This window comes from Aeromicrobium endophyticum (assembly GCF_003586285.1).
Lineage (GTDB): Bacteria > Actinomycetota > Actinomycetes > Propionibacteriales > Nocardioidaceae > Aeromicrobium > Aeromicrobium endophyticum.
This window is the reverse complement of the sequence record NZ_QUBR01000002.1, coordinates 695,974-714,112: the sequence shown is the minus strand read 5'-3', so window position 1 is coordinate 714,112 and position 18,139 is coordinate 695,974. Positions and strand designations below refer to the sequence as shown.

Annotated in this window: 17 protein-coding genes; 12 read left to right on the top strand and 5 right to left on the bottom strand. The window is 70.2% G+C overall.

Going from position 1 to position 18,139, the window contains the following annotated elements:
* The first annotated feature begins 61 nt into the window (after positions 1-61).
* A complete protein-coding gene (locus DX116_RS14080) occupies positions 62-376 on the top strand; it encodes a hypothetical protein (protein ID WP_119704873.1) in 315 nt (104 codons plus the stop codon).
* 32 nt (positions 377-408) lie between these two features.
* Positions 409-690, top strand: a complete 282-nt coding sequence (locus DX116_RS14075) for a hypothetical protein (RefSeq protein WP_119704872.1) — start codon at positions 409-411, stop codon at positions 688-690.
* 79 nt (positions 691-769) lie between these two features.
* Here DX116_RS14075 and DX116_RS14070 read toward each other — a convergent pair whose 3' ends face one another.
* Positions 770-1,423 (bottom strand): MBL fold metallo-hydrolase, encoded by a 654-nt coding sequence (locus DX116_RS14070; RefSeq protein WP_119704871.1) that lies wholly within the window; start codon positions 1,421-1,423, stop codon positions 770-772.
* A 202-nt stretch (positions 1,424-1,625) separates the two neighbouring features.
* Between DX116_RS14070 and uvrA the strand changes: the two genes are divergently transcribed.
* From uvrA to DX116_RS14020, 10 genes are all read left to right on the top strand, one after another.
* Positions 1,626-4,484 (top strand): excinuclease ABC subunit UvrA, encoded by a 2,859-nt coding sequence (gene uvrA / locus DX116_RS14065; RefSeq protein WP_119704870.1) that lies wholly within the window; start codon positions 1,626-1,628, stop codon positions 4,482-4,484.
* A 106-nt stretch (positions 4,485-4,590) separates the two neighbouring features.
* A complete protein-coding gene (gene uvrC / locus DX116_RS14060; protein ID WP_119704869.1) occupies positions 4,591-6,531 on the top strand; it encodes an excinuclease ABC subunit UvrC in 1,941 nt (646 codons plus the stop codon).
* 48 nt (positions 6,532-6,579) lie between these two features.
* A complete protein-coding gene (gene rapZ, locus DX116_RS14055; protein WP_233556916.1) occupies positions 6,580-7,404 on the top strand; it encodes an RNase adapter RapZ in 825 nt (274 codons plus the stop codon).
* Entirely contained in the window at positions 7,401-8,381 is a 981-nt protein-coding gene (locus tag DX116_RS14050) for a gluconeogenesis factor YvcK family protein (RefSeq protein ID WP_119704867.1), read from the top strand. Before rapZ ends, DX116_RS14050 begins: the two co-directional genes overlap by 4 nt.
* A 76-nt stretch (positions 8,382-8,457) precedes the next feature.
* Positions 8,458-9,441 carry a DNA-binding protein WhiA gene (gene whiA / locus DX116_RS14045; protein WP_119704866.1) on the top strand — a complete coding sequence of 328 codons (984 nt, stop codon included), beginning with the start codon at positions 8,458-8,460 and terminating at the stop codon, positions 9,439-9,441.
* A gap of 118 nt (positions 9,442-9,559) precedes the next feature.
* Positions 9,560-10,564 carry a type I glyceraldehyde-3-phosphate dehydrogenase gene (gene gap / locus DX116_RS14040; protein WP_119704865.1) on the top strand — a complete coding sequence of 335 codons (1,005 nt, stop codon included), beginning with the start codon at positions 9,560-9,562 and terminating at the stop codon, positions 10,562-10,564.
* Between the two features lies 1 nt (position 10,565).
* Complete coding sequence (locus DX116_RS14035; protein WP_119704864.1) at positions 10,566-11,777, top strand: phosphoglycerate kinase; 1,212 nt, start codon at positions 10,566-10,568, stop codon at positions 11,775-11,777.
* Positions 11,774-12,577, top strand: coding sequence for a triose-phosphate isomerase (tpiA, locus tag DX116_RS14030; protein WP_119704863.1), 804 nt, complete (start codon positions 11,774-11,776; stop codon positions 12,575-12,577). The genes DX116_RS14035 and tpiA overlap by 4 nt, the downstream gene beginning before the upstream one ends.
* Before the next feature lie 16 nt (positions 12,578-12,593).
* Complete coding sequence (gene secG / locus DX116_RS14025; protein ID WP_056609001.1) at positions 12,594-12,830, top strand: preprotein translocase subunit SecG; 237 nt, start codon at positions 12,594-12,596, stop codon at positions 12,828-12,830.
* A complete protein-coding gene (locus tag DX116_RS14020) occupies positions 12,830-13,183 on the top strand; it encodes an RNA polymerase-binding protein RbpA (protein ID WP_119704862.1) in 354 nt (117 codons plus the stop codon). Before secG ends, DX116_RS14020 begins: the two co-directional genes overlap by 1 nt.
* A 129-nt stretch (positions 13,184-13,312) precedes the next feature.
* On the opposite strand, the gene pgl is transcribed toward DX116_RS14020, so the two are convergent.
* From pgl to DX116_RS14000, 4 genes are read right to left on the bottom strand one after another with little or no spacing between them, the layout of a single operon-like run.
* Positions 13,313-14,017 carry a 6-phosphogluconolactonase gene (gene pgl / locus DX116_RS14015; protein ID WP_119704861.1) on the bottom strand — a complete coding sequence of 235 codons (705 nt, stop codon included), beginning with the start codon at positions 14,015-14,017 and terminating at the stop codon, positions 13,313-13,315.
* Entirely contained in the window at positions 14,014-14,919 is a 906-nt protein-coding gene (locus tag DX116_RS14010) for a glucose-6-phosphate dehydrogenase assembly protein OpcA (RefSeq protein WP_119704860.1), read from the bottom strand. The genes pgl and DX116_RS14010 overlap by 4 nt, the downstream gene beginning before the upstream one ends.
* 2 nt (positions 14,920-14,921) lie before the next feature.
* Positions 14,922-16,451 (bottom strand): glucose-6-phosphate dehydrogenase, encoded by a 1,530-nt coding sequence (gene zwf / locus DX116_RS14005; RefSeq protein WP_119704859.1) that lies wholly within the window; start codon positions 16,449-16,451, stop codon positions 14,922-14,924.
* Entirely contained in the window at positions 16,448-18,139 is a 1,692-nt protein-coding gene (locus DX116_RS14000) for a glucose-6-phosphate isomerase (RefSeq protein WP_199716083.1), read from the bottom strand. Before DX116_RS14000 ends, zwf begins: the two co-directional genes overlap by 4 nt.

Here is an 18,139-nt window from a genome sequence, read left to right as displayed (position 1 = left end):
GTAGGGGCTGGCCCGCGATCCGCTACTCGAATCCGAAGGCCGTTGCGGGCATGATGTCACCATGAAGCGCCTGATCCTCGCCGCCGTTCTCGCCGTGTCGCTGGGTGCCGTGGTCGGTGCGAGCGTGCAGGTGCTGACCACGGGCGGCTCGGGCGGGCCGCGGGTCGTCGAGGCGATGCCGTACCCGCGCTCGACCTCGCCGCTGCCCGTGCCCGAGGTCGTCATCGCGCAGGAGCCGTGGCGCGATCCGCTCCCGTCGGCGGTGCCGGCCAAGCCCGTCGACGCGAAGGGATTCGTGACGCGGTGCTCGGCCTGCTCGGCGGTGCCGCTCGTGCCGTTTGCGAGCACGAAGCCGGACGTCGACCGGGGCGACTAGAACACCTGTTCGAACGGTCGTATCCTTCAGGGGTGAACCCGAACGGCTCGATCGACGGACGTCCGCTGGCGGCGGCCGATCCGTACGCCGTGCAGGTGCCGCAGCCCCCGCCGGTGTACCACGTGTGGGTCAACCTCTCGAACCTGACGACGCAGGTCGCCCAGGAGTACCCCGGCCTCGTCCTGGGCTGGCGTCGCACGTCCGACGGCTACGAGGCGCAGGTCGTCTACGTCGTCCCCAGCCGCACCCAACGGCACAGCGACGCCTCGCAGATCGCGTGGCTGCCCGCCAGCAAGCTCAAGCCCCGTCAGTGACCACCCAACATGTCGGCACTTGTCGACCTTCTCGGGCTGAAAAAACAGCAACAAGTGCCGACATCCTGGCGCGGGGCGTCTACCAGCCGCGCTCGCGCCACTCCGCCAGGTGGGGACGCTCGACCCCGAGTGTGGTGTCGTGCCCGTGGCCCGGGTAGACGCGGGTGTCGTCGGGGTAGGCGCCGAAGATCTTGGTCTCGACCTCGTCGATGAGCGTCGCGAAGTCGTCGGGCGACCAGGTCTTGCCGACGCCGCCCGGGAACAGGGAGTCGCCGGTGAACAGGTGGACGATGCCGTCGGGGTCGTCGTACGCGAGGGCGATCGAGCCGGGGGTGTGTCCCACCAGCTCGACGACCTCGAGCTCGCACGAGCCCACCCGCACGCGGGCGCCGGTCTGCACGCGGACGTCGACCGGGACGGGCAGCTCGTCGGCGTCGCGCTCCCCGGCCACGGTCTCGGCACCCGTCTTCTCGACGACGGCCTGCAGGGCCTGCCAGTGGTCGCCGTGGCGGTGCGTCGTGACGACCCGCGCCAGGCCGCCGTCGCCGACCAGCTCGAGCAGGCGGTCGGCCTCGTTGGCGGCGTCGACCAGCACCTGCTCGCCGGTCAGCTGGCACCGCAGCAGGTAGGCGTTGTTGTTCATCTCGCCGACGGCGAGCTTGGTGATCTGCAGGTCGCCAGCGTCCTGCACGTCGGCGCTGCCGCCGACCTCGACTTCTCCGGTGTACGTCATGGGGCCAGCCTGCCAGAGCCGCGGACGTCGTGGGAGGTGCGCCGGCGTCCGCCGGACGTCGGTGCGTGGACGCTCGCGCACCGCGCCAGGGGGAGGGGTGTGAGAAGCCCGACCCACTCGTCGGAAAGAAACTGTCGGACCTCGTCGTTACCATCGATGCGGGCAGATCTCTGCCCTCATCATCTACTTCTCAGGGGAGCCAGTGACCGATCGCCTCGTCATCCGCGGCGCACGAGAGCACAACCTCAAGGACGTCTCGCTCGACCTGCCCCGAGACTCCCTGATCGTCTTCACGGGGTTGTCGGGCTCGGGCAAGTCATCGCTCGCCTTCGACACGATCTTCGCCGAGGGCCAGCGTCGATACGTCGAGTCGCTGTCGGCCTACGCCCGTCAGTTCCTCGGCCAGATGGACAAGCCCGACGTCGACTTCATCGAGGGCCTGTCGCCCGCGGTCTCGATCGACCAGAAGTCCACCTCGCGCAACCCCCGCTCGACCGTCGGCACCATCACCGAGGTGTACGACTACCTGCGCCTGCTCTACGCCCGCGCCGGCCGTGCGCACTGTCCGAAGTGCGGCGAGCCCATCGCCCGCCAGACGCCCCAGCAGATCGTCGACCGCATCATGACCGGCGACGAGGGCACCCGCTTCCAGGTGCTCGCGCCGGTCATCCGCGGTCGCAAGGGCGAGTACCTCGAGCTGTTCCGCCAGCTGCAGACGCAGGGCTTCAGCCGCACCGTCGTCGACGGCGAGGTGCACATGCTGGCCGACGAGCCGCCCAAGCTCGCCAAGCAGAAGAAGCACACGATCGACGTGGTCGTCGACCGCCTGCAGGTCAAGGCCAGCTCGCAGCAGCGCCTCACCGAGTCGATCGAGACGGCGCTCAACCTGGCCGACGGCCTGGTCATCATCGACTACGTCGACCTCGACGAGGACGACGAGAACCGCACGCGACGCTTCTCCGAGAAGCTCGCCTGCCCCAACGACCACCCGCTCGAGGTCGACGAGCTCGAGCCGCGCTCGTTCTCGTTCAACGCCCCCTTCGGCGCGTGCCCCGAGTGCCACGGCCTCGGCACGCGCATGGAGGTCGACCCCGAGCTGGTCGTCCCCGACGACGCGAAGTCCCTCAACGACGGGGCCGTCGTCCCCTGGGCGTCCGCCCACGTGGCCGACTACTACTCCCGCCTGATCGGCGCTCTGGCCGACGAGCTCGGCTTCAGCGCCGACACCCCCTGGGGCGATCTGTCCAAGGAGGTGCAGGACGCGATCCTGCACGGGCACTCGACCAAGGTGCACGTCCGCTACAAGAACCGCTACGGCCGCGTTCGCTCGTACTACACCGAGTTCGAGGGCGCGATCACCTACATCGAGCGGCGTCACGCCGAGACCGAGTCCGAGACCAGCAAGGAGCGCCTCGAGGGCTTCATGCGCGAGGTCCCGTGCCGGGTGTGCAACGGCACGCGCCTGCGTCCCGTCATCCTCGCGGTCACCCTCAACTCGGTCGAGCACGGTCCCAAGAACATCGCCGAGGTGTCGGCCATGTCGATCCGCGAGGCCAGCGACTACCTCGCGACGCTCGAGATGAGCGACCGCGAGCGCCAGATCGGCGAGCGGGTGCTCAAGGAGATCAACGAGCGCCTGCGCTTCCTGCTCGACGTCGGCCTGCACTACCTCGCGCTCGACCGTGCGGCCGGCTCGCTGTCCGGTGGAGAGGCTCAGCGCATCCGCCTGGCCACGCAGATCGGCGCGGGTCTGGTCGGCGTGCTGTACGTGCTCGACGAGCCGTCGATCGGTCTGCACCAGCGCGACAACCAGCGCCTCATCGAGACCCTCGTGCGCCTGCGCGACCTCGGCAACACCCTGATCGTCGTCGAGCACGACGAAGACACCATCCGCGCTGCCGACTGGGCCGTCGACATCGGCCCCGGCGCCGGCGAGCACGGCGGTCAGGTCATCGTCTCTGGCCCCGTCGAGGAGCTGTACGAGAGCGAGCACTCGCTCACGGGCCAGTACCTGTCGGGCCGCAAGTCGATCCCCGTGCCCGACAAGCGCCGCAAGAAGGTCAAGGGTCGCGAGCTGAAGGTGCTCGGCGCCAAGGAGAACAACCTCCGCGACATCGACGTCAGCTTCCCGCTCGGCATGTTCGTCGCGGTCACGGGCGTGTCCGGCTCGGGCAAGTCGAGCCTGGTCAACGACATCCTCTACACGCAGCTCGCCCGCTCGATCTACGGCGCGCGCACGATCCCCGGTCGGCACCGCACCATCACGGGCCTCGACGAGGTCGACAAGGTCATCCACGTCGACCAGTCGCCGATCGGTCGCACCCCGCGCTCCAACCCGGCCACCTACACCGGCGTCTTCGACCACGTCCGCAAGCTGTTCGCGCAGACGCCCGAGGCCAAGATGCGCGGCTACCTGCAAGGCCGCTTCTCCTTCAACGTCAAGGGAGGACGCTGCGAGGCGTGCTCGGGCGACGGCACGATCAAGATCGAGATGAACTTCCTGCCCGACGTCTACGTGCCGTGCGAGGTCTGCCACGGGGCGCGCTACAACCGCGAGACGCTCGAGGTGCACTACAAGGGCAAGTCCATCGCCGACGTCCTCGACATGCCGATCGAGGAGGCCGTCGACTTCTTCGAGGCCATCCCGGTCATCGCGCGCCACCTGCGCACGCTGGTCGAGGTCGGCCTGGGCTACGTCCGCCTGGGTCAGCCGGCCACGACGCTGTCGGGTGGCGAGTCGCAGCGCGTCAAGCTCTCGGCCGAGCTGCAGAAGCGCTCGACGGGTCGCACGGTCTACGTGCTCGACGAGCCCACGACGGGCCTGCACTTCGAAGACATCCGCAAGCTGCTGCTGGTGCTGCAGCGCATCGTCGACACCGGCAACTCGGTCATCGTCATCGAGCACAACCTCGATGTCATCAAGACGGCCGACTGGGTCATCGACATGGGCCCCGAGGGCGGTAGCGGCGGTGGCACGCTCGTCGCCGAGGGCACGCCCGAGCAGGTCGCCGAGATCGAGGCCAGCTACACCGGCTCGTTCCTCAAGCCGCTGCTGGCCTGACCGTCCGACCGACCTCTCGGCGTTCGCGCAGCGCAGGCGCGCGGACGCCGAGCGGCCGCAAGATCCGCCCCGGCGATGTGTCGGGGCACGACCGTAGGGTGGAGCCGTGGCAGATCCAGCGACCTATCGGCCCGCGCCCGGCGAGATCCCGACCGACCCGGGCGTCTACCGCTTCCGCGACGCCGAGCGGCGGGTCATCTACGTCGGCAAGGCCAAGTCGCTGCGTCCACGCCTCAGCTCGTACTTCCAAGACATCTCCAACCTCCACCCGCGCACCCAGCAGATGGTCACGACGGCCAGCTCGGTCGAGTGGACGGTCGTGGGCACCGAGGTCGAGGCGCTGGCGCTCGAGTACTCCTGGATCAAGGAGTTCGACCCGCGGTTCAACGTCAAGTACCGCGACGACAAGTCGTACCCGTGGCTCGCTGTCACCGTCGGCGAGGAGTTCCCGCGCGTCACGGTCATGCGGGGCGCGCAGCGCAAGGGCGTGCGCTACTTCGGCCCCTACGGCCACGCCTGGGCCATCCGCGACACCGTCGACACGCTGCTGCGCGTCTTCCCGATGCGCTCGTGCTCGGCGGGCGTCTTCCGCCGCTCGGCCGCCATCGGCCGACCGTGCCTGCTCGGCGACATCGGCAAGTGCGCGGCGCCGTGCGTGGGCCGGGTCAGCCCCGACCAGCACCGTGCCATCGTCAACGACTTCCTCGCGTTCATGGGCGGGCAGACGGCCGGCTTCACCAAGCGCATCGAGGCCAAGATGCTCGAGGCCTCCGGGCGCGAGGAGTACGAGCTGGCGGCCAAGCTGCGCGACGACCTCGGCGCCCTGCAGCGGGTGCTCGAGAAGCAGACGGTCGTGCTGGGCGACGGCACCGACGCCGACGTGCTGGGCTTCGTCGACGACCCGCTCGAGATCGCGGTGCAGATCTTCTCCGTCCGCGGTGGACGCATCCGCGGCCAACGCGGCTGGGTCGCCGAGAAGGCCGACGAGGCCGAGTTCCCCGAGCTGGTCCAGCGCGCGCTCATGACGCTCTACCAGGACGCCAACGCCGCGGCCGTCCCGCGCGAGGTGCTGGTGCCGGCGATGCCCGCCGACGCCCAGACCGTCACCGACCTGCTCAGCGAGCGACGTGAGGGGCCCGTCACGATCCGCGTGCCCCAACGAGGCGACAAGCGTGCCCTGATGCAGACCGTCGAGCAGAACGCCAAGCAGTCGCTGATGCGCCACAAGATGAAGCGCACATCCGACCTCACGGCCCGCAGCCTCGCGCTCGAGGAGATCCAGGCGGCGCTCGATCTCGACACCGCGCCCCTGCGCATCGAGTGCTACGACATCTCCAACCTCGGGGCCACCGAGACCGTCGCCTCGATGGTCGTCTTCGAGGACGGCCTGCCCCGCAAGTCCGAGTACCGCCGGTTCACGATCCGCAACGAGGGCCAGAGCGACGTCGCCGCGATGCACGAGGTCATCACGCGACGCTTCACGGCGCTGCTCAAGGCCCAAGAGGACAACGACGACGACGGGCCCGGCATCGACCCCGAGACCGGCAAGCCCAAGCGCTTCGCCTACAAGCCGGCGCTGGTCGTGGTCGACGGCGGCCCGCCGCAGGTCGCCGCGGCCCACGCCGCGATGCAGGCCCTCGGCGTCACCGACATCGCGCTGGTCGGTCTGGCCAAGCGCCTCGAAGAGGTCTGGCTGCCCGACGACGACGACCCCGTCATCCTGCCGCGCACCAGCGAGGGGCTCTACCTGCTGCAGCGCCTGCGCGACGAGGCCCACCGCTTCGCGATCGGTCACCACCGCGGCCGCCGCAGCAAGACGATGATCGAGAGCGTCCTCGACCCGGTGGCCGGTCTGGGGCCGACCCGGCGCAAGGCGCTGCTCAAGTCGTTCGGATCGGTCAAGAAGCTGCGGGCCGCGACCGCCGAGGAGATCGCCATGGTTCCCGGCATCGGGGCGGCTACGGCACAATCCATCGTGGACGCTCTCGCCACCGGCGAGTCCGCTCCAGCCGTCAACACCGCGACCGGCGAGATCATCGACTCCTGACAGGACACCACCGTGAGCCAGCTGAGCCAGTTCGTCATCGTGACGGGGATGACCGGGGCGGGTCGCGGCACCGCCGCCAAGGTCCTCGAGAAGCTCGGCTACTACGTCATCGACAACATCCCGCCGGCGCTGCTGGCGGGGGCCGTCGAGACGATCACGGCCTCCGACGACATCGACAAGCTCGCGGTCGTCGTCGACGCCCGCTCGCGTGAGTTCTTCGGCAGCCTCGTCGACGCCCTCGAGTCGCTGCGCGACACCGGCGTGATGTCGCGGATCCTCTACCTCGAGGCGTCCGACGAGGTGCTGGTGCGCCGTCAGGAGGCCGCCCGCCGGCCCCACCCGCTCAGCCACGAGGGACGCCTGATGGACGGCTTCGACCGCGAGCGCGAGCTGCTGCGGCGCATCCGTGGGCGCGCCGACATCGTCGTCGACACCACCAACCTCAACGTCCACCAGCTCGGCCAGCGCGTGCACGCGGCCTTCGAGGACGCCGACTCCGGCCTGCGGGCGTCCGTCATGTCGTTCGGCTTCAAGTACGGCATCCCGATCGACGCCGACATGGTGGCCGACCTGCGCTTCCTGCCCAACCCGTTCTGGGTCGACGAGCTGCGCCCGCTCAGCGGCCTCGACCTGCCGGTCAGCGAGTACGTGCTGGCGCAGCCGCGCGCCGAGGAGTTCCTCGAGCAGTACGAGAAGCTCGTCGCGCTGCTCACCGGCGGCTACCTCAACGAGGACAAGCACTTCCTGACCATCGCGATCGGCTGCACCGGCGGGCGCCACCGCAGCGTGGCGATGTCCGAGGCCTTCGCCGAGCGTCTGCGCGCCCGCGGCGTCCGCACCCTGGTCGTCCACCGCGACCTGGGACGGGAATGATCGCGCGTCCCACCAGGCCCGAGCGGCCGGAGCGCTTCGACGGAGACCTCAAGGTCGTGTCGCTCGGTGGAGGTCACGGTCTCGCGGCGAGCCTCTCGGCCCTGCGCCGGCTCACGACCGAGCTCACCGGGGTCGTGACGGTCGCCGACAACGGAGGCTCGTCAGGTCGGCTGCGCGACGAGCTGGGCGGCCTGCCGCCCGGCGACCTGCGCATGGCCCTGGCCGCGCTGTGCGGCGACGACGAGTGGGGCCGCACGTGGGCAGCCGTCCTGCAGCACCGGTTCTCCGGCGGGGGACCGCTCGACGGTCACGCGGTCGGCAACCTGCTGATCGCCGCGATCTGGGACCAGCTCGGCGACCACGTCGCGGGCCTCGACCTCGTGGGCGACCTGCTGGGCGCCCAGGGCCGGGTGCTGCCGATGGCCGCCGTGCCGCTCGACATCGAGGCCGACGTCCACCTGCACTCCGCCCCCGAGCGGCTGACCGTCGTGCGAGGGCAGGTCGAGGTCGCCTCGACCGACGGGCAGGTGGTCAGCGTGCGGCTCCAGCCCAGCGATCCGCCCGCGTGCCCCGAGGCCGTCCGGGCCGTCGAGTCCGCCGACTGGGTCGTGGTGGGGCCGGGGTCGTGGTTCACGAGCGTCATGCCCACGCTGCTGGTGCCGGGGTTGCGCGACGTGCTCATCTCGACCCCCGCCAAGCGCGCCCTCGTGCTCAACCTCACCGAGCAGGACGGCGAGACCGAGGGCCTCAGCCCCACCGATCATCTCGAGGTGCTCGCGGCCCACGCGCCCGAGCTGCGGCTCGACGCCGTCATCGCCGACCGCAGCCTGGTCGACGCCCGCGGCACCCTCGAGTCGACGGCTCGGGCCCTCGGCGCGCGGCTGCACGTCTCCGACCTCGCGACGGCTCCCGGGTCCGATCAGCACGACCCCGGACGTCTCGCGGCCGCATTCGGTCAGGTCATGCGAAAGGCGTAGTGTGTCCACGTCCTGTTCGTGCAGAAGCTGCCCGACGAGACGCATCTCGACGACGACACCATAGGGGACTTTCTGCATGGCGATGACGGCCCAGGTGAAGGCAGAGCTCGCCAACACCACCATCACCAAGTCGTGCTGCCGCAAGGCCGAGGTGTCGTCCATCCTGCGGTTCTCCGGCGGGCTCCACATCGTCTCGGGCCGCATCGTGGTCGAGGCCGAGCTCGACACCGGCGCCGCGGCCCGGCGCCTCCGCAAGGACATCGCGGAGATCTACGGGCACGACAGCGAGCTGCTGGTGATGCAGAACGCCGGCATCCGCAAGGACACCCACTACGTCGTCCGGGTGTCCAAGGACGGTGAGGCCCTCGCGCGCCAGACCGGTCTGATCGACGGCAGCGGGCGTCCTATCCGCGGGCTCCCGCCGCAGGTCGTCTCGGGCTCGTCGTGCGACGCCGTCGCGGCGTGGCGCGGATCGTTCCTGGCCCACGGCTCGCTCACCGAGCCCGGACGCTCGTCGGCGCTCGAGGTCAGCTGCCCGAGCCCCGAGGCCGCGCTCGCGCTGGTCGGTGCAGCCCGGCGGGTCGGCATCAGCGCCAAGGCCCGCGAGGTGCGGGGCGTCGACCGGGTCGTCATCCGCGACGGCGAGGCCATCGGTGCCCTCCTCACGCGCCTCGGTGCGCACGAGTCGCTGCTGGCGTGGGAGGAGCGCCGCATGCGCCGCGAGGTGCGCGCGACCGCCAACCGCCTGGCCAACTTCGACGACGCCAACCTGCGCCGCTCGGCGCGTGCGGCCGTCGCCGCCGGAGCCCGCGCCCAGCGTGCCCTCGAGATCCTGGCCGACGAGGTGCCCGACCATCTCAAGATGGCCGGCACCCTGCGCGTCGAGCACCGTCAGGCCAGCCTCGAAGAGCTCGGCCAGCTGCACGAGCCGGCCCTCACCAAGGACGCCATCGCCGGCCGCATCCGGCGACTGCTCGCGATGGCCGACAAGCGGGCCGAAGAGCTCGGCATCCCCGACACCGAGTCGACGCTCGGCGACGACGCCCTCGGCGACGACTGAGCCGTCGCGACCGAACGCCGCCGGCGAGGCCCCGTCACGGAGGTGACTCGCCGGTACGGTCCGCACCTCGGTAGAGTGGGGTCGTTACCCATCCGATCCCGCAGGAGTGTTGTTAGCCGTGACCGTACGCGTAGGCATCAATGGATTTGGCCGCATCGGCCGCAACTTCTTCCGTGCGGCTCGTGCCGCCGGCGCCGACATCGAGATCGTCGCCGTCAACGACCTCACCGACAACAAGACCCTGGCGCACCTGCTCAAGTACGACTCGATCCTCGGCCGTCTCGACGCCGACGTCACGTACGACGAGAGCAACATCTACGTCGGCGACCAGAAGATCGCCGCGTTCGCCGAGCGCGACCCCGCCAAGCTCGACTGGGCCAGCGTGGGCGTCGACATCGTGATCGAGTCGACCGGCTTCTTCACCGACGCGACCAAGGCCAAGGCCCACGTCGACGGCGGTGCCAAGAAGGTCATCATCTCCGCGCCCGCCAAGAACGAGGACATCACGGTCGTGATGGGTGTCAACCACGAGCTCTACGACCCGTCCGCGCACACGGTCATCTCCAACGCGTCGTGCACGACCAACTGCCTCGCGCCGATGGCCAAGGCACTCAACGACGGTCTGGGCATCGAGAAGGGCCTGATGACCACGATCCACGCGTACACGCAGGACCAGAACCTGCAGGACGCGCCGCACAGCGACCTGCGTCGTGCCCGCGCCGCCAACCTCAGCATCATCCCGACGTCGACCGGCGCCGCCAAGGCCGTCAGCCTCGTGCTGCCCGAGCTCAAGGGCAAGCTCGACGGCTACGCGCTGCGCGTGCCCGTGCCCACCGGCTCGGCCACCGACCTGACGTTCACGGCCTCGCGCGAGACCACGGTCGACGAGGTCAACGCGATCGTCAAGGCTGCGGCCGAGGGCGCCATGAAGGGCTTCCTGGTCTACACCGAGGACGAGATCGTCTCGGCCGACATCGTGACCGACCCGTCGTCGTGCATCTTCGACTCGGGTCTCACCAAGGTCATCGGCGACCAGGTCAAGGTCGTCGGCTGGTACGACAACGAGTGGGGCTACTCCAACCGCCTCGCCGACCTCGTCGTCCACGTCGGCTCCACCCTCTGACGTGCAGACCGTCTCAGATCTCGGAGACCTGCGCGGCAAGCGCGTCCTCGTCCGCAGCGATCTCAACGTGCCGCTCGACGGCAAGAAGATCACCGACGACGGCCGGGTGCGCGCCAGCGTGCCGACGATCAAGCGGCTGGCCGACGCGGGTGCCCGCGTCCTGGTGACGGCGCACCTCGGCCGTCCCGACGGCGTGCCCAACCCCGACTACTCGCTCGAGCCGGTCGCCGAACGGCTCGGCGAGCTGCTCGGCACCCCCGTGCTGTTCGCCGGTGACACGGTCGGTGCCGAGGCGCACCGCATCAGTGCTGCGCTGCAGGACGGACAGGTCGCGGTGCTGCAGAACGTCCGCTACAACGAGGGCGAGACCAGCAAGGACGATGCCGTGCGCGGCGCCTTCGCCGACGAGCTCGCAGCCCTGGCCGACGTCTTCGTGTCGGACGGCTTCGGGGTCGTCCACCGCAAGCAGGCCAGCGTGTACGACATCGCCACACGCCTGCCCGCCGCGGTGGGCGAGCTCGTCGAGGCCGAGGTGACGGTGCTCAAGCGCCTCACCGAGAGTCCCGAGCGCCCGTACACGGTGGTGCTCGGCGGCTCGAAGGTCTCCGACAAGCTCGGTGTCATCGACAACCTGCTGGGCAAGGCCGACAACCTGCTCGTCGGCGGCGGCATGGTCTTCACCTTCCTCAAGGCCCAGGGGCACGAGGTCGGCAAGTCGTTGCTCGAGGACGATCAGCTCGACATCGCGCGCGGCTACATCGAGCAGGCCGAGGCACAGGGCGTCCGCCTGGTGCTGCCGACCGACGTCGTCGTGGCACCCGAGTTCGCCGACGCCGGCGCGACGACCGTGGCGGCCGACGCCATCCCGTCCGACCAGCTGGGTCTCGACATCGGTCCCGACTCGGCAGCGGCGTTCGCCGAGATCATCCGGGGCTCGAAGACGGTGTTCTGGAACGGCCCCATGGGCGTGTTCGAGATGGCGAGCTTCGCCGAGGGCACGCGCTCGGTGGCGCAGGCACTCACCGAGGTCGACGGGCTCTCGGTCGTCGGCGGGGGAGACTCCGCCGCCGCCGTCCGCCAGCTGGGCTTCGACGACGACCAGTTCGGCCACATCTCCACCGGTGGCGGCGCCAGCCTCGAGTACCTCGAGGGCAAGACGCTCCCGGGTCTCGACATCCTCGAAGACTCGACCGACCAGAACGGAAACGCATGACCTCCGCACGCAAGCCCTTGATGGCCGGCAACTGGAAGTCCAACCTCAACCACCAAGAGGCCGTGGTCCTCGTCCAGAAGCTCGCGTGGACGCTGCAGGACAAGAAGCACGACTTCGACAAGGCCGAGGTCGTCGTCATCCCGCCGTTCACCGACATCCGCAGCGTGCAGACGCTGGTCGACGGTGACCACCTGGCCATCGGCTACGGCGCACAAGACGTCTCCGAGCACGACGGCGGCGCCTACACGGGCGAGATCTCGGCGGCCATGCTGTCCAAGCTCGGGTGCTCGTACGTCGTGGTCGGCCACTCCGAGCGTCGTGAGCACCACGCCGAGACCGACGCCGTCGTCAACGTCAAGGCCACCAAGGCGCTCGCGGCGGGCATCAGCCCGATCGTGTGCGTCGGTGAGGGTCTCGAGGTGCGACAGGCCGGCGATCACGTCGCCTACACGCTCGAGCAGGTCGACGGCTCGCTCGCCGGGCTGACCGCCGAGCAGCTGGCCGACGTCGTCATCGCGTACGAGCCCGTCTGGGCCATCGGCACCGGCGAGGTGGCCACGCCCGAGGACGCCCAAGAGGTCTGCGCGGCCATCCGCGGACGGGTCGAGGAGACCTGGTCGTCAGAGGTCGCGTCGGCATTGCGTATCCTTTACGGCGGGTCGGTGAAAGCGGCGAACATCGCCGCCATCATGGCAAAGTCGGACGTCGACGGAGCCTTGGTCGGCGGTGCAAGCCTCCAGCCGGAGGAGTTCGCCGGGATCGCCCGCTTCTACGCCATGCCGGACCTGTCCGGCGCCTGACGAACGAAGGCTCGTTGTGATTCTGATTTTCTCGGTCATCCTCGCGATCAGCAGTGTGCTGATGATCGTGCTGGTCCTCATGCACAAGGGGCGCGGGGGCGGCCTGTCCGACATGTTCGGTGGCGGCGTGTCCAGCTCCCTCGGCGGCTCCTCGGTCGCCGAGCGCAACCTCGACCGCATCACGGTCGGCATTGCAGTCGTCTGGGTCGTGTGCATCGTGGCACTCGGCCTGCTCCTGAAGGTGAGTAACTAGTGGCAGCAGGTGCTATCCGGGGCAGCCGCATCGGCTCCGGTCCCATGGGCGAGGCCGAGCGTGGCGAAGCGGCTCCCCGCCAGTTCGTGACGTTCTTCTGCATCAACAACCACACGACCGAGCTGCAGTTCGCCATCGAGGCAGAGGTTCCCGAGTCGTGGGACTGCCCGCGCTGCGGCATGCCGGCGAGCGTCGACTCCGACAACCGTCCGACGGCCAAGAAGATCGAGCCGTACAAGACGCATCTCGCCTACGTCAAGGAGCGCCGCTCCGAGACCGAGGCCGACGAGATCCTCAAGGAAGCCGTCGAGTCGCTGCGCAGCAAGCGCAAGTCCGGCGAGATCATCTTCTAGCCCTTCGTCGCCGGTTCACCACGCCGGCACGGCAGGCGCCCTCCGGGCGGGGCAAGCTTGCCCCGCCCGGAGGGCGTCTGCCCCGTCAGGGGCAGTTTGCCCTGCGGGCGTGGTAAACCGTCGGGAATGTCAGGGGAGGTGGCTGGCCGCGGCCTGGTCGAGCAGCCACACGGTCTCGTCGGTGCCGTGGGCGCCGCGTGCCGGGGTGTCGTCGAGCGTGCCGTCGCCCAGGGCGCGGGCCACGGCCTCGGCCTTGCCGTCGCCCGACACGACGAGCCACACGCTGCGGGCGTGGTTGACCGCCGGCAGCGTCAGCGAGATGCGCTCGGGCGGCGGCTTGGGGGACCCTTCGACACCGACGACGCGACGTTCGGTCTCGTGCAGCTGTGCGAAGCCGGGGAACAGCGATGCGATGTGTCCGTCGGGCCCGACCCCGAGCAGCACGAGGTCGAAGGGCCCGTCAGGCAGGACGGACGCGTGGGCGTCGGCCGCCGCGCCGATGCTGGGGAAGCCCTCGTCGGATGCCGGCATCGTGTGCAGTCGCGAGCCGGGCACGCCCAGCCGACTCAAGAACGCGTCGCGGGCCTGCTGGTCGTTGCGGTCGGCGTGGCCGGCGGGGACGAAGCGCTCGTCGCCCCAGTAGACGTCGACATCGGTCCAGTCGACCTCGCCGGGCTGGATGCGCTCGTACGCCGCGATCGCGATGGTGCCACCCGTGAGCACGATCGACGGCGTGCGCCCCGACCGCTGCACCTCGGCCAGGCGGGCCACGATGCGCTGGGCGATGGCGTCGGCCAGCGCATCGGCATCGGACCAGATCTCGGTGGAGCTCACGCGTCGTCCTTCAGCATGTGGGCGATGGTCTCGCTGTAGACCTCGTCGGCGTCGAGGCGGCGGAGGTCCTCGGCGAGCAGCTCGGCGAGCGACCTCGCACCCAGGGGCACCTCGCGCGGCGACGAGCCGGGCACGCTGAAGTGGCACGAGCCCGAGTCGATGCGCTCGATGACGACGTCGCCGACGGACGTGTTGAGCACGACAGACGCGATCTGGGCCGAGTCGCTGCGGCGCGTCGTGATGTCGACGCCGAGGCGGCTCTCGAGCCAGGCCACCAGCAGCGTCGCCGCCGGATTGCCCGAGCCGGCCACCACGGTGCCGCCCGTCACGGTGCCGGGCGACTGGTCGAGGGCGGCAGCGAGCAGCGCCCGCCACGGGGTGAGCCGGGTCCACGACAGGTCGGTGTCGCCGGGGGAGTAGGCGCGAGCGACCGACTTCAGGGAGCGGACGGGCGACGACGTGGCCTCGGCATCGGTCAGGCGTCGCCGAGCCAGCTGGCCGATCGCGTCGGACGACGGCTCGGCCGGCGGCTTGCCCGGCCACCACACGACGACGGGGGAGTCGGGCAGCAGCAGCGGCAGCACGACCGACTCGGCGTGCCGGGTGAGCTCGCCCGAGATGCGCAGCAGGATCGACTCGCCCGACGAGCTCTCACCGACGCGCACTTTGGCGTTGAGCTGAGCGGCACCGCGGCCGTCGCCGAGGATGACGCCGATGACACGCGAGGGGTGCTCGCGCGACAGGGTCGTGGCGGTGCGCAGGGCCTCGCCGACGTTCTCGTCGTCGGTGACGACGAGCAGGGTCAGCACCATGTCCATCGCCGGGCTGCCGGCCGCCGAGCGGGCCTTCACCAGGGCCCGCGCGATGCGGGCCGAGTTGGTCTTCTCGAGTGCGATCTCCATGGCTACGGACGCCTCCAGGTTCGGCCGTCGCGGGCCATCATCTCGTCGGCGGAGGCAGGACCCCAGGTGCCCGACGGGTAGCTGTCGATCGTGTCGCACGTCTTCCAGTGAGCGATGACCGGGTCGAGGATCTTCCAGGCCAGCTCGACCTCCTCGTGCTGCGGGAACAGCGGGGGATCGCCCAGCAGGACGTCGAGGATCAGGCGCTCGTACGCCTCGGGGCTGCTCTCGACGAACGCACCGCCGTAGGCGAAGTCCATGTTGACGTCGCGGATCTCCATCGTGGTGCCCGGCACCTTGGCGCCGAAGCGCAGCGTCACGCCCTCGTCGGGCTGGATGCGCATGACCAGGGCGTTCTGGCCGAGCTCCTCGATGTCGTTCTTGCTGAACGGCTGGTGAGGGGCGCGCTTGAAGATCACGGCCACCTCGGTGACCCGCCGGCCGAGACGCTTGCCCGTGCGCAGGTAGAACGGCACACCGGCCCAGCGGCGGGTCGACACGTCGACGCGGATCGCGGCGTAGGTCTCGGCCCGCGAGCCGTCGGGCACGCCGTCTTCCTCGAGGTAGCCGCGCACCTTCTCGCCGCCGGCCCAACCGGCGACGTACTGCGCCTGCGCGGTGTGCAGATCCATACGGGCCGGTGGCCGGGCGTTGGCCAGGATCTTCTGCTTCTCGAGCCGCAGCGACGAGGCGTTGAACGAGACGGGCTCCTCCATCGCGATCAGCGCCATGAGCTGCAGCAGGTGGTTCTGGATGACGTCGCGGGCCGCGCCGATGCCGTCGTAGTAGCCGGCCCGCGAGCCGATGCCGATGTCCTCGGCCATCGTGATCTGCACGTGGTCGACGTAGTGGTTGTTCCAGATCGGCTCGAACATCCCGTTGGCGAAGCGGAACGCCAGGATGTTCTGGACGGTCTCCTTGCCGAGGTAGTGATCGATGCGGAAGACCGACTCGCTCGCGAAGACGTCGGCGACGATGCGGTTGAGCTCTTCGGCCGAGGCGAGGTCGTGGCCGAAGGGCTTCTCGATGACGACGCGTCGCCAGCCCTTCGACGACTCGGCGAGGCCGTGCTTCTTGATCTGCGAGACCACGACGGGGAACAGGCCGGGCGGGATCGACAGGTAGAAGGCGTGGTTGCCCCCCGTGCCCTGCTGCTCGTCGAGCTCGGCCATCGTGTCGGCCAGGCGCTCCCACGCCTGGTCGTCGTCGAACTCGCCGGGCACGAAGCGGATGCCGGCGGCGAGCTGCTTCCAGACGGTCTCGCTCCACGGGGTGCGGGCGCCGTCCTTGGCGGCCTGCTTGATGACTTTGGCGAACGACTCGGTGCCGAAGTCCTGCCGCGCGAATCCGACCAGCGCGAAGCCTGGCGGCAGCAGGCCCCGGTTGGCGAGGTCGTACACCGCGGGGATGAGCTTCTTCTTGGCCAGGTCGCCCGTGACGCCGAACATGATCAGGCTGCAGGGCCCGGCGATGCGCGGGAGGCGTCGGTCGCGAGCGTCCCGCAGCGGGTTGCCGAGGAGGGTCTCGGTCATGACAGCAGCTCGCGGACGCGCGTCAGTCCTGCCTCGACGTCGGTGAGGTGCAGACGCAGGACGGGACGGCCGTGGTCGCGCAGCACGGCCGCATCGCCGGCGGCCTGCGAGTCGATGAACGAGCCGAACGTGAAGTCGCGGCCGTCGATCGCCAGGTCGTTCTCGGGCGTGCCCGTGATCTGCAGGAACACGCCGTTGGGCGTGCCGCCCTTGTGGTACTGCCCGGTCGAGTGCAGGAACCGGGGACCCCAGCCGAACGTGACCGGACGCGCGAGCCGTGCGGCCAGCACCTCGCGGACCTCGGCGAACTCGGCGTAGGCGATGCGGTCGAGGTAGACCTGCACCGCGAGGTAGCCGTGCTCGACGTCGATCTGGTCGAGCAGCTGGTCGAGCGCCTCGGCCAGCGACGAGCCCGCGCCGTAGACGTCGATGCCGTCCTCGGTGAAGTCGGGCGACGGGACGGACCCGGCGCCGTCGAGCAGCTCGCGGGCCGCCTTCTTGGCGCTCTCGACGTCGGGCTGGTCGAACGGGTCGATGCCGATCGCGCGGCCGGCGACGGCCACGGCGATCTCCCACAGCAGCATCTGCGCGCCGAGGGGGGCGTCGACGACGGTCGAGTAGCCCGACAGGGCCGTGGGGACGGCACTGTCGTCGACCGGCGGGTTGTCGCCGAGCGTGGCGGCCAGCGTGGCGTGGGCGACGTTGCCGGCCAGCCTGGCGGCCCGCTCGAGGCGGCCGACCTGCTGCTGGCCGATGACGGCGAGCAGCGAGTCGGTGGTGGACGGCACGAAGTTGGGGGCGTCCTCGTCGGGGACGACGACGGGCAGGATGCCCCGTCCCTGCTTGCCGGTGGACTCGGCGACGAGCTGCTCGATCCAGTCGCCGATGCCGTTGCCCGAGCGGTCGGCGATCACGAGCTTGTCGACACCGTGGGTGTTGGCGACGCCCAGCAGCACGCCGAGGCGCAGGGCGGGGTTGTCGACGTCGTCGGCGAACAGTGCCGGTGAGGCCTCGCGGGCGCTCTCGAGCAGCTCGCCGATGTCGGCGCCGGCCAGGCCGCTGGGCACCAGGCCGAAGGCCGTGAGCGCCGAGTAGCGTCCGCCGACGTCGGGGTCGGCACGGAACACCCGGTAGCCGGCCTCGGTGGCCTGCTGGTCGAGCGGCGAGCCCGGATCGGTCACGACGACGATGCGCTCGCGCGGATCGATGCCGGCCTCGGTGAAGGCGTGCTCGTAGGCGCGGCGCTGGCTGTCGGTCTCGACGGTGCCGCCCGACTTGCTGGAGACCACGACGACGGTGCGCTCGAGCCGGTCGGCGATCGCCGCGCGCACCATGTCGGGCTGCGACGAGTCGAGCACCGTCAGCTCGACGTCGGCAGTGTGGCAGATGACCTCGGGTGCCAGGGACGAGCCGCCCATGCCGCAGAGCACGACGTGGTCGATGCCCTTGCCGTCGAGCTCGGACCGCAGTGCCTCGACCTCGGCGACCAGGGGTTGCGAGGTCTGCGCCAGGCTCGTCCAGCTGAGCCGGATCGCCGCCTCGGACTCGGCGTCAGGACCCCACAAGATGGGGTCCTGCGCGCCGATGCGCGAAGCGACGCGATCGTCGACGGCGCGGCGCAGCGCCGCGTCGAGCTCGTCGGTGGACGGGACGGTGAGCGCGACGTCGACGCTGTGCTGTCCGGCCAC